This window comes from Bremerella alba, assembly GCF_013618625.1.
Lineage (GTDB): Bacteria > Planctomycetota > Planctomycetia > Pirellulales > Pirellulaceae > Bremerella > Bremerella alba.
This window is the reverse complement of the sequence record NZ_JABRWO010000004.1, coordinates 409,483-422,024: the sequence shown is the minus strand read 5'-3', so window position 1 is coordinate 422,024 and position 12,542 is coordinate 409,483. Positions and strand designations below refer to the sequence as shown.

The following is a 12,542-nucleotide window of genomic DNA, read 5'->3' as shown; positions in this document are numbered from 1 at the left end:
CGAACCTTGACGGCAGCCATACAGCAAGACACCTGGCAACCTCCTACGCTCATCGGACAAGCAATGCTTGTGGGGATCGTGTTTGGAGTGATGGTGGCCATCGCCGTCGGCTATCAGATGACGTTCGTGCAGTGGATCGAGCCAACGATCAAAGAGAGCGACAATACGGCCGTCCCGACGGTCGACTTTCTCGGCCAGCAAAAACAAAAGCTGGCACTCTACTTTTCCCCGCGGAGCTGGCAACTGGGTTCGACGAAAGTTCTTGAGAGCAACAATATCATGCTCTTGATGAAAGACTTTCGCGAAGTGGGCGAGAATCGCTTAGAGCTAGAACCGCTGACGATCATTGCTTTCGAGAGCGACCAGGAGCACGACAAGTGGGATCGACCGGTGGTCGTGCTCAATGCGGAAAAAGCCATTCTACAGTTCTCGGAATTAAACCTGACGTTCGGCAAGATTGGTGACCTAGTTGGCGGTCAGTTGCTGGGTAATGTGCAGATCACACGTAAGAGCGCCGATGGGCAGCACGAGCCATTGAACGTGCTTACCTCGGACGTCATGTTGGCATCCAACCGGATCGAAACTAAAAGAGACGTCCAGTTCCAAATGGGGAAACACCAGGGAAGCGGACGTCATTTGATCGCCCAGTTCGAGGAAGGCCCCAATCGTGGCCAGCAGAAGGGACCGAATATTTCCGGGCTTTCCGTTCTCGAGTTAGTCCATGTCGACCGGATCGTGCTTTCGACAGAAGGTCGGGGGCTGCTGGGCAACGCGGCCGAGATGCCTGGCGTACGCGAAAAATCGAGTCAGATGTATGCTTCCGCTCCTGTCGAGATCCGCTGCCTTGGGGCATTTGTGTTCGATGGCGCGCACCGCGTGGCGACCTTCCGCGATCAAGTGCATGTGCGCCGCCTGGTCGCTTCTGGGGTGACCGATCAATTGGAAGCTGACCTCTTAGAGGTTCACTTCCAGAAAGAAGACCCCGACAAAGAACCCACTGAGCAAACAGCGGCAGTCAGTCAAGAAGGCGAATCCGATGCAAAAACGGCTAAGCTGAAAATGCAGCGACTCGTGGCGGTCGGAAATCCGTTTCGCTTGTCGGCTGCCAGTGTTTCGGCGAATGCAGAAGGAGGCCAGTTGATCTATGACCTCATTCAGAAGCGGATCGAGGTTAAAGGGAGCCCCAATGCCGTCCTTACTAAGGATCAATACCGCTGCGAGTCGCCTCATCTCATGTACGAACTGGGGGACAATCCCAGTCACTTGGGGCGAGTGTGGTCGGCCGGACCAGGCGTCTTTACGGGAAATCTGAACGATCAAGATCCCAGCGAAGTCAGTCGTTTGGCTTGGCGAGATCAGTTTCGTATTGAACCTCAACAGGGTGAGTATGCCGTTGCCGTCGAAGGCAACGCGACGGTCTCCGGCGGCAACAAGGGACAAATCTCTGGAGATAAGTTGTTTGTCTTCCTGCAGGACGTAACCCCTTCGGGCGAAAAGAAACAAAAGCTCATCCCTAGTCGGCTGCACGGAATTGGACGAATCTCGATCGATACACCTCAGCTTGTAGGACGCACGAACGAAATAAAAACATGGTTTCAATTCGACCAGCCTCAGGTTGCCCAAGGCAACGAGCCTGGCAAACTTCCGATGGGACCAGCACCGGGGGCACCGGCGAATAATGGATCTCGGCAGCCACAGCCATCTCAGTCGCAATCTCCCGAAGAGAAGCCCACACGGTTTCGTCTCTCGGGCGAAACCATTCAGTTGGTTGTTCGCTTTGATGATCAGAAATCGTATCTCGATTCGGCTCAGATTTCCGGAGAAGTGCAAATGGCCGAAATGCCGGAAGGGGAAGGCCTGATCGATCCCTTCATGGTCCGTGGCAACGTGGTACAGCTGCTTAACGCGGCAGACAGCAACGCCGAGATTCACGTGACCGGCGAACCGGCGACAGTCTCGGGACGAGGACTGGTCATGCGGAGTGGTCGACTACGCGTGAATCAACTGCAAGGGCGAATCTGGACCGAGGGTGCTGGCACTCTTGAGTTTCCTTTGGACCGTGATTTCCAGGGGCGAAAACTGGCGGTGCCAGAGTTTTTCAATGTGCAGTGGCAAGGTAGTCTCGAAGCGCAGCACGATCAGATTACCTTTGATCGAGCCGTCAAAATCCAAGGTCGCCAAAGCGAACTGAACACGGCTCGCATGACGATCACATTGAATCGACCGATCAGTTTTACCGATACGGGGCAAAACAAGTCATTGAGCGCTAAACGTGTGGAATGTTCCGGAGGCGTACAGCTTTACAATCGCAACGTCGAATTGGGCGTCGTCAAATCGGTCGATCAGTTCGAGGGCAAGACGCTGGCCATCAACCAAGAGACCGGCGATATCCAGGCCCAAGGTCCTGGCACAGCCAAGACGGTCATGATGGGAAGCCCCAATGCGCAAATCCCAGGACAGCCGGCCCCGCTCAAGCCTGCCGATGAGAAGCAGTTGACGTTTTTGCGTGTCGACTTTGTCAGTCACGTCAGCGGCAATGTGCATCGTAAAGAGGTGACGTTCCACAAGGTCGATCGTGCTTACTATGGCCCGGTGAAATCATGGGAAGACGAGATTGACTTGCAGAACCCTGTCGCAATGAACGCTACGGATGTCACCCTTCGTTGCGATCAACTGACCGTCGTGCAGCACGATAAGCAGTCGGGCCTGAGTGGGGGCGAAATCTTGGCGATGGGCAACAGTGAAGTTCAAGGAAAGATGTTCAGTGCCTGGGCCGATCGCATTAGCTATTCAACCGAAAAGCACCTGCTGACGATGACGGGCAATGGTCGCAACGCGGCGCAATTGATCCACCAGCAGCGGATCGGTGGATCGCGACAGACGCTCAAGGCCGGCAAGATTCAATACTGGCCGGAAACCAGAAAGTTTCAAATCGATGACGGGAAATCGATCGACGTATCAGGCGTTAAATCGAACGACTTCAACATTCCGAAAATCCCCGGACTACGTTAGCGGGTAGGGTTTTCATACCAGATAACGCCCAGATTATCGCGTTCTTCACAGGTAAGCACATCCAGGTCGCCGTCTCCGTCGAGGTCGATCAGCTGCAGCAAGTCAAACTTGATTCCTTCCTCTAGTCCGCTGATTGGCTGGGCGACCCACTCCCCTTCTCTCTTGTGCATCCACATCACGCCATGTTTCTTGCCGGCGTTTCCGCAACTGATCACGAGATCGTTTTGCCCATCAAGATTCACGTCGACAACCCGCACGGACTTACCGGTGCCGGTGTTTGCCGGCATAGGGATTTCGATTTGCTCGAAGACCGGGGCGGCTTCCTTGCGCCGAAACCATAGAAGCGTATCGCCATAGGTCGCACATACCACATCGCGTTGCTCATCTTGATCGAGGTCGGCAACGTCGAGGAACAGCACTTCGTGGGCCGCACCACCAATGAGTTTGGGGGCTGTGGATCGCGGATCGCTCGCCAGGTCGATCCAATAGACGCCGCGCCGTTTCCCTTTGCGATCGCTGTACAGAAGATCTGCATGGCCATCTCGATTCATGTCTTCCGGCACGAGAGACATGATCCAGCCGGCATCGGTCAGCTTCTGCCAATTCCACGCACCGGCATCGTCACGACTGAAACGACCTACGGCGCCATTGGGTGCTTTCGAGCCAGCGATAAGTTCGAGTGTCTTCCCCGGCTCGCCCTGCCAGGGTAGCGCGAACATCCAGCGGGTTTGCTTTTCGGAGGTTGCGATTGGTTCGGTTTTCCAGGCAGTCGGTGTGAGATAGTCTTCTGGTTTTGACGGCGCGAAGTGGACGAAGATCGTTTGCTGCCGCCCCTCACAGGAAGAGACTACATCGAATGCTCCATCGCCGTTGACATCCATAAAGACGGCATCTTCAGGGCTTTTCACTTTGCCGACGGTTACTGCAGGCCATGGTTGTTTCACCTTCGCTTGGCCGGGATGCAAATAGACGCGGATCACGCCCCCTTCTTCCCATCCGGTACACAAATCGGGAAGGCCATCGCCATTCACGTCGAGAGGTCGGACACCGTCGGCGCCGCGCGATGTGTTATCGATCGTGTGTCGTTGCCACGGCTCGGCCGCGCTTAGGGTTCCCAAAAGTGACAACACGATGGCAACCGCAGTGCAGCGCAGAGCAAGCATGATGAGACCTCGAAGAAGAAGGCAAGATGGATAGCCGGCAAGACTTGCACAGTACTAGACCCAGAGGCCAGCGTCCAGAAATTCTCGGCAGCGCATAGAAAAACCCTGCCGGTATCGCAGCAGGGTATGATCGTGAATAAACGAAGCGCACGGGTCGTTAGACGAGGCCCTGACGTACGGCCCAAACCGCGGCTTGGGTGCGGTCGGTGACGTCGACCTTACGCAAGATGTTCTGTACGTGTTCTTTGACGGTTTCGATACTGATGCTCAGCGAGCGACCGATCTCGCGATTGCTAAGACCCAAGGCCAAGTGACGAAGGACTTGCATTTCGCGATTGGTCAAAGGGAACTCGCTGTTCTTGGCATCGTGACGTTTCGCCATGGTGCCTTTGATGCGAGCCATGATGCTACCGTCGGGCTGATTGCTACCGCTTGCGGCATTGTGGATCGCTTCGACGATCATTTCTCTTGGCGAACCTTTGAGAACGTAATCGACTGCGCCCAACGCAACTCCACGTGCAACGTAGGTCGGGTTGTCATAGGTGCTGAGCATGACAACCGGCGTGCCGGGAGAGTCAGCTTGCAGCTTTTCCAGAGCAGCCAAGCCGTCCATCTCTGGCATGCGGATGTCCATCAGGACGACATCTGGCTTGTGCTGGAGTGCCTTTTCGATGGCGTCACTTCCATTGACTGCTTCTCCAACGACTTCAATATCGGTGCCTCGGAAGAGACACACCAAGCCGCTGCGAACAACTTCATGGTCGTCGACAACCAACACATTAATTGACATAAGAACCTTTCACACTGAAACAAGAGTGGCTGTTGTGCGTGGCTTCTCGGAGCAGTATTCCCCACCCGTCGCGAGCCTATCACTTTCTGGAAAAATACCAGAAATCTCGCTAACTGCATGCCCACGATAACCTTGCGTTTATCGACGCTGCCTTGGCCCCATATTAACCCCCGCTGACGGCTTTTCCAGTGTGGTTGTCCGTGCTGCGCCCCTTTTTGCGATGTCCCGCACCCGCTAAACGTAGTAATTCGCGGATTTTTTACTCAAGCTAAGGGGGAAGGTTCCGCCTATACGAAGCATGTGGTTTTCCGCAGAGGGCCCGTTGAGGCCTCGGGGGGTGTCTACAAAATGCCACATTGTTTTGACCAGGGGGAATGCGTGACCTAAATAACATGGTGGGTGTGGTGAATCTGCGACATTTGCTGCGTTGCAAAACCTTCCCCCCCAAATTGAGAGATAAATCAAAACGCATTTCCTGGATATTCCCATCATGAACCAAGCTCAACTGCTGCTGATTGACGACGACCGCCATGTCTTGGATTCGATGGGAAGCTGGCTGCGCGAAATTGGTTATGGAGTCGATCAGGCCTCTAACCTCAACCAAGCCATTGCCTTGATCGATGACCGTCCTTACGACCTGATCTTGGCCGATGTCCGCCTAGGAGACGAAGACGGTTTTGATGTGTTGCGACATTGCCACACGCATCATCCTGGCACCACCGTGATCATGATTACCGGTTACGGGACCGTGGAAACCGGAATCGAGGCGCTGCGTGCAGGGGCATTCGACCTGCTCACCAAGCCGTTGATCGACGAAGAGTTGGATATGGCCATCCAACGGGCTCTCTCGCAACAAAAGGTAATGCAGGAAAATCAACAATTAAAGCAACAGCTTGATCTGCGTTTCGGGCTAGAAAATATTATTGGCCACGACCATCGCATGTTGCGCATTTTCGACATGGTCGACAGCGTTGCCGACACGCGAGCCACGGTTTTGATCACCGGCGAAAGTGGAACAGGTAAGTCTCTATTGGCCCGAGCCATTCACCGCCGTAGCAACCGCCGCGACCAACCGTTTATCGAAGTTGCCTGTGGTGCGTTGCCTGAGAACCTGCTCGAGAGTGAACTTTTCGGTCACGTTGCCGGCTCGTTCACCGGAGCTACCGGTAATAAGCTCGGTAAATTCAAAGCGGCTGACAAAGGAACGATCTTCCTCGACGAAATCGGTACCGCTCCGCAGAGCATGCAGGTCAAACTGCTTCGCGTGCTGCAGGAACTTCAGTTCGAGCCGGTCGGCGGAACCGAAACGGAAACCATCGACACACGTGTTGTTTTGGCAACCAACGAAAACCTGGCCAGCTTGGTCGATCGTGGCCAGTTCCGTCAGGACCTGTTCTACCGAGTGAACGTGATCAACCTGGAACTGCCCCCGCTGCGGGAACGTATTTCCGATATTCCACGGCTGGCGGGTCACTTCCTGGCCGAAGTTTGCCAGGATACCGGTCGTCGCGTGCAAGGGTTTTCGGCCGAAGCGGTTGCCGCTTTGCAGCGATACAAATGGCCAGGCAACGTGCGAGAACTGCAAAACGTGGTCGAACGAGCCGTGCTGCTCAGCAAGAACGACGAGATCACCCCAGACGACATGCCGTCGTCGATTGCCTCAGGTGCGCCGGTTTCGGTAAGCCGAAGCACGGGGACGTCGCTGAAGGAAGCCTTAGAAGGCCCCGAACGTCAGATCATCCGCGAAGTGTTGGAATCGAACGGCTGGAATCGCAACGAAACGGCCGATCAGTTAGGCATTAACCGCACGACTCTTTACAAGAAAATGAAGAAGCTTGGTCTGGAAGAACTGGCCGGTCAGCGGCTAGGGATGTAATTCAGGCCTCGCCGCAGACACAATCTTTCCGAGAAAAACTTTCGAATGCCCGATTCGCTTGCTATCGGGGTTCGATTATCAAATCTCGTGCAGTCTGGCACGCATCGCAGCCATAGGCGCATATTTCCGTATTAGTTCGACTAATCCCAAACTCTTAATCTGGGCCTTTCCAGGGGTTAGTGCGACGGTTTAGTGCCTCCCCTCCGGTTGACCCTTATTTTCCCAGAGTCGTATAATCCGGCTTTTCCTGCTCGACCGTTGCCAATTCCACCTGGAAGAAGTCGATGAAGATTCATGAGTTCCAGGCGAAGGAAATCCTTCGCCAAGCTGGGGTTGCTGTACCCCGTAGCATTGTTGCTAAGACCGCCGAAGAGGCGAGTGCCGCCTACACTGAACTGGGCGGTAAGATCGCTGTGGTGAAAGCCCAGATCCACGCCGGTGGTCGCGGTAAGGGAACCGTGAAGGACAATGCCGACCAGCATGGCGTGCAGTTGGTGAAGTCGGCCGAAGAAGCCGCCACCGTTGCTAAGAACCTGCTGGGTAAAGAGCTGGTCACCATTCAGACCGGCCCCGAAGGCAAGCAAGTCAATCAGGTGTTGGTTGAAGAAGGTTGCGACATCGCTCGCGAACTGTACCTGGGCATCGTGCTCGACCGTGCTGCCAAGCTGCCGGTTCTGATGATGTCGAGCGAAGGTGGTACCGAGATCGAAGAAGTCGCGGCTGAAACGCCTGAGAAGATCTTCAAAGAACACTTCGATCCGGCCCTGGGCCCTCAAAGCTATCAGATCCGCAAGATGTGCAAGAAGCTGGGCATCGAAGGGGCAGCGGTTCGCAGTGCCGAGAAATTCATCAAAGGACTTTGCAAAGTCTATGTCGATACGGACTGTGCGTTGGCTGAAATCAACCCTCTGGTCATCACCGGCGACGGCGGCATGATCGCTTTGGACTGCAAGATGACCTTCGACGAGAACGCCATGTTCCGTCACAAGGACATCGCCGAGCTGCGTGACCTTTCCGAAGAAGAACCTGCTGAAGTGCGTGCCGGCAACACGGGGCTCAGCTATGTGAAGCTCGACGGCAACATCGGCTGCCTGGTCAACGGTGCCGGCCTGGCAATGAGCACGATGGACATCATCAAGCTGCACGGCGGCGAACCGGCCAACTTCCTGGATGTGGGGGGCGGAGCCAATGTCGATCAGGTCACCGAAGCATTCAGCATTCTGCTGGACGACAACAACGTGAAGGCCGTTCTGGTGAATATCTTCGGCGGCATCATGCGTTGCACGACAATCGCCGGTGCGTTGCTGGAAGCCTACAAGAAGCTCGACTTCAACGTTCCGCTCGTGGTTCGTTTGGAAGGAACCGAAGTCGAAGAAGGCCGCAAGATGTTGGCTGAATCTGGCATTGATATCATCATCGCCGATGGGCTGACCGATGCCGCGAAGAAAGTCGTCGCGACAGTTGCCTAGCTCAAGTATGAAGTGTTCAGTTTTCAGTCGAAAGAAAACTGACGCTGTGTCCTCGAATCTTGCTGAAAACTGAACACTAAAAACTGAAGACAAATCATGAGCATCCTCGTCAATAAAGACACCAAGGTCATTTGTCAGGGCATCACCGGCAAGGTCGGCGAGTTCCATACCAAAGGCTGCAAGGAATACGGCACCAAGATGGTCGGCGGTGTCACGCCGGGCAAAGGGGGCCAAACGGTCGAAGGCCTGCCGGTCTGGGACACCGTGGAAGAAGCCGTCAAAGAAACAGGTGCCAGCGCCACGATGATCTTCGTGCCGCCTCCGTTCACCGCCGATGCTATTTTGGAAGCGGTCGACGCCGGTATCGACGTGATTTGTGCAATCACCGAAGGGGTGCCAGTCTTGGACATGGTTCCCGTTTATGAAACGGTTCGCAAGAGCAAGTCGGTTCTCGTCGGTCCCAACTGCCCTGGCGTGATCACTCCGGAAGAATGCAAGATCGGCATCATGCCGGGCTACATTCACAAGAAGGGCCCCGTCGGCGTGATGAGCCGCAGCGGTACGCTCACCTACGAAGCCGTCTGGCAGCTGACCAATCTGGGCCTGGGCCAATCGACCTGCGTCGGCCTGGGTGGCGACCCGATCGTGGGGACTTCGTTCATCGACCTTCTGGAAATGTACCAGAACGACGGCGAGACTGAAGCAATCATGATGATGGGCGAAATCGGTGGTACGGCTGAGGAAGAAGCCGCTGCCTACATCAAGGAGCACGTCACCAAGCCTGTCGCCGCGTTCATCGCCGGACGTACGGCCCCTCCTGGCAAGCGAATGGGTCACGCGGGGGCGATCATCAGTGGCGGTAAGGGAACGGCTGACGAAAAGTTCGCTGCCCTACGATCGGCTGGTGTTGAAATCGCAGAAAGCCCCGCCGACATGGGTACGGCCCTCAAGCGTGCGATTGAGAACCACAAGTAAGAGCTTGCTTTGCGAGTTTTAGAGTAAAGACCACTGGTGACAGTGGTCTTTTTTTATGCAAGCATCGCTTAATCGACGCTGTTTTGCGCAAGTCGTAGTCTTGTACTGCTGTAGATATCCCCCACCCGCGTGTGACAGATTGTCAGGGATCTTTTTCCTCTTCGACCGCGTAGAAGTAACTGGACATCAAAACCATCTACGGGTTCAGCAGCGGATTACGCTCCATTACCTGGGGTTTAATTGCGGCCCTACCGCACATGGACCGTCAGGTTGCTATAATACCCCATTAGGCGGACCTTCCCACAGACTTACATAGAGAGACCATCGTGTCGGGAATGGAAAAAGGATTGGCAGTCTCCCCAGGGATTTCGATTGGGGTGGCGTACTGCATATTAGAGATCTTCGTGAATCCCGATCGCAAGCGATTGGAAAAGCACGAAGTTCAGAAGGAGCTTGCGCGGTACGAACAGGCCCGCGAACGTACGGCCGTTGATTTGGTAGCGCTTCAGTCGAAGGTCGAAAAGCAGATCGGCAAGAGCGAAGCAGCGATCTTTGCCGTTCATCAAACGATCCTGCGTGACCCGGCTTTCACTAGTAAAGTGCGGCACTGGGTTGTCGAAGAACACCTGACCGCTTCCGCTGCTTTGCATCGGCTGATGGAAGAGTACACGGTATTGTTCTCGAAAACGGGGGACGCATACCTGCAAGAGCGTCTGAATGACATTCGTGACGTGGTCGTTCGATTGAGTGCGTATCTTTCCGATGTTCTGAACGACGCAGAAGAATCTGGGCTGAGTGGTCCTCTGATTGTCGTTGCCGATGAACTGCTCCCATCCCAGGCCGTCGCTCTAGGCGAGGCGGACGTGCGCGGCATTGTGACCCAGGCCGGCAGTCAAACGAGCCATGCGGCCCTGATTGCGCGCAGCCGCGGCATACCGGCGGTGAGCGGTGTCTCAGGCATCTTGCGCAAGATCAAGACCGGCGATACGGTCGTCGTGAACGGCAGCGAAGGCATTGTTTCAATCAATCCTGAGCCGGAAGAACTTGCCGCGTATCGCAAGCTGGAGCGCGAGTTCTTTCATCTAAAAGATCAGCTGGCCGCCAATCGGCATCACCCGGCTGTCACGCGTGATGGTACGCCCCTCAAGTTGCTGGCGAATATTAACAACGTCAAAGACGTAGAAGCAGCCGAGGCGATGGGAGCCGCTGGTGTAGGGCTCTATCGCACCGAGTACCTATACCTGACACACGAGAACGTCCCGGACGAAGACGAACAGTACGAAGTTTATAAAGAGATATTGCAGAAGTCGCCGCACAAGTACGTAACGATTCGGACGCTCGATATCGGGGGTGACAAGACGGTTGCTTACTTGGGGCACAATCACAACGAAGCGAACCCTTTCATGGGCTGGCGGAGCATTCGTCTCTCGTTCGAGCACCCCGAGTTCTTTCTTTCGCAGCTCCGCGCGATCATGCGTTGTGCCGCCGAATTGACTGAGGGGGGCCCGGGGGAAGTCAACATGCTCTTCCCGATGATCACGAACGTCGAGGAAATGCGCAAAGCGAATCACCTGGTTCGTAAGGCCGAAAAATCGCTCGACGAACGAGGCGTGCCGCGGGGGAAGGTCAAAGTCGGGATGATGCTTGAAGTGCCGGCCGCGGCCGTGTGTATTCATCACCTGCTTGAATTGGTCGACTTTGTTTCGATCGGGTCGAATGACCTCGTGCAGTATCTGACCGCTGCCGATCGCGACAATCCGAAGGTGAGTGGGCTATGTCAGCCTCTTTCGCCTGCCGTGGTGATCACGCTGAAGAATGTCATCGAGGCTTGTAACCTTGCCAATACGCCAGTGACTCTTTGTGGAGAAATGGCAGGGCAACCGCGGGCATTTCTACTGCTTTTGGGGATGGGGCTGCGAAGCTTCAGTATGAGCCCTGCGTTTATCCCGACGATCAAAGAATTGGCCATTCTGACCACGATCGATCACGCCGAACGAGTGGTTCAAAAAGTGACCGAAATGAAAACGACCAACCAAGTAAAGCGTTTCTTGCGAATGGAATTGGAAGCGATTTCGCCCGAACTGGCCCGTTTGGACACGGAATAAGCCATCAAAACGGCTTGAGTATCGATTGTGCAGCGTGGGAGGCCTGGCGAATTCTGTGAAAATGCACAGAATAGATTGGCTTTAGGCGAATCTCAGGCTAGACTTTCGCGTCCCTGGGCATGATTGATAGTTCGAAAGGTTTTAAAATGGTTCCTACCGCACAAAAAAACATTCTCTGCAGCATGGCACTCGTCGCTACGATTTGGTTCGGCTTCGCAGCATCCAACGTACAAGGCATGAACCGGGCCGAATACCGATCCCACATCCGCTCGATGGAAATCACGCAACGACCCAATCGCTTCGGTCACTTTTACGGCAACAATGTTCGCCGAATCCATCGCTTCCGTCACGGTCGCTAGTAGAACCGAGCGACCTAGATAAAGCAATTTAGATGGCTGCGTCTCAAGTAGACGAAGCCATCTTTCTATTTCTTGTCCTCAAAACTGCTGAGGACTGCCAAGTCCGCGAATGCTGCTCGGCGTGGGCGGTACGTAGACTGGCGGTGACGTGAGCGGGACTGCTTCCAGCGTTGGCGCTCGCCAGGTTGGTTGCTCAGGATGGAGTACCTGATAAGGGATTTGCGGCTGTACCGGCACCGCTGCAAAATCGGGATGGCGACCAAAGTAAGGATCTAAGAGATCGTAGCCGTATAGGTCGTAGTAGGTTTGATCGAATGCATCTTGCAGGTTCCGCCAGTCCTGCATGCGGGGATTGCCCTGCTGCCAATCGGATGCGTTATCGATGGTGTATTCCACAACTTTATAGCGTTGAATAACGGGATCAAACGCTCGCTGAAGGGCATAGTAGCTTCCCTGCCGCTGAGCTAGTCGCGTGAATTTCTGCGACTGGTCGGCTAGGTCTTTCAGGGCCGCATTGAGCGTTTTCATCTGCGTATCGTACGATGCCAGTTTCTTAACCTTGTGCTCGAGTGCGAGCGCGTCGACCGACATGTTTCCCCGGCGAATAAAGATGCTTTGGGCAAAAATGTCGGTGGCCGTAACGCTGGCTAATAACGCGATTATCAATGGTGTTACGAAAGTTCGCATGGCGAAAACCTCGATCAGGTCAGGGGGTTTCTCTCGTTGTATTGTAAGAACAGAACATCGTGTCAGCCAAGAAAAAAGAAAAGCGTGCGACAGGCTATCGCACGCT

Annotated in this window: 9 protein-coding genes; 6 read left to right on the top strand and 3 right to left on the bottom strand. The window is 54.8% G+C overall.

The annotated features are described in order from the left end of the window. Positions 1–6 precede the first annotated feature (6 nt). Complete coding sequence (locus HOV93_RS09475; protein WP_207396242.1) at positions 7–3,012, top strand: LptA/OstA family protein; 3,006 nt, start codon at positions 7–9, stop codon at positions 3,010–3,012. Here HOV93_RS09475 and HOV93_RS09470 read toward each other — a convergent pair. Further along, on the bottom strand, positions 3,009–4,175 hold the full coding sequence (locus HOV93_RS09470; RefSeq protein ID WP_207396241.1) for an FG-GAP repeat domain-containing protein: 1,167 nt from the start codon (positions 4,173–4,175) through the stop codon (positions 3,009–3,011). The genes HOV93_RS09475 and HOV93_RS09470 overlap by 4 nt on opposite strands. A 157-nt stretch (positions 4,176–4,332) precedes the next feature. After that, complete coding sequence (locus tag HOV93_RS09465; protein WP_207396240.1) at positions 4,333–4,965, bottom strand: response regulator; 633 nt, start codon at positions 4,963–4,965, stop codon at positions 4,333–4,335. A gap of 487 nt (positions 4,966–5,452) precedes the next feature. Here HOV93_RS09465 and HOV93_RS09460 point away from each other — a divergent pair, with 487 nt between their 5' ends. The 5 genes from HOV93_RS09460 to HOV93_RS09440 all read left to right on the top strand — a co-directional run bounded on the left by HOV93_RS09460 (position 5,453) and on the right by HOV93_RS09440 (position 11,749). Then, on the top strand, positions 5,453–6,841 hold the full coding sequence (locus HOV93_RS09460) for a sigma-54-dependent transcriptional regulator (protein WP_207396285.1): 1,389 nt from the start codon (positions 5,453–5,455) through the stop codon (positions 6,839–6,841). Positions 6,842–7,125: 284 nt separating this feature from the next. After that, on the top strand, positions 7,126–8,310 hold the full coding sequence (gene sucC / locus HOV93_RS09455; protein ID WP_207396239.1) for an ADP-forming succinate--CoA ligase subunit beta: 1,185 nt from the start codon (positions 7,126–7,128) through the stop codon (positions 8,308–8,310). A gap of 96 nt (positions 8,311–8,406) precedes the next feature. Then, positions 8,407–9,285: a succinate--CoA ligase subunit alpha gene (gene sucD, locus HOV93_RS09450; protein ID WP_207396238.1), complete on the top strand. Its 879-nt coding sequence runs from the start codon at positions 8,407–8,409 to the stop codon at positions 9,283–9,285. Between the two features lie 347 nt (positions 9,286–9,632). Further along, positions 9,633–11,390, top strand: coding sequence for a phosphoenolpyruvate--protein phosphotransferase (gene ptsP / locus HOV93_RS09445; RefSeq protein WP_235990034.1), 1,758 nt, complete (start codon positions 9,633–9,635; stop codon positions 11,388–11,390). Between the two features lie 146 nt (positions 11,391–11,536). Continuing rightward, a complete protein-coding gene (locus tag HOV93_RS09440; RefSeq protein ID WP_207396237.1) occupies positions 11,537–11,749 on the top strand; it encodes a hypothetical protein in 213 nt (70 codons plus the stop codon). A gap of 78 nt (positions 11,750–11,827) precedes the next feature. Here the strand turns inward: HOV93_RS09440 and HOV93_RS09435 are convergent, their stop codons facing one another. Then, the gene (locus HOV93_RS09435; protein WP_207396236.1) at positions 11,828–12,436 is read right to left on the bottom strand and encodes a hypothetical protein; all 609 of its coding nucleotides are present in this window, start codon (positions 12,434–12,436) and stop codon (positions 11,828–11,830) included. Positions 12,437–12,542 lie beyond the last annotated feature (106 nt).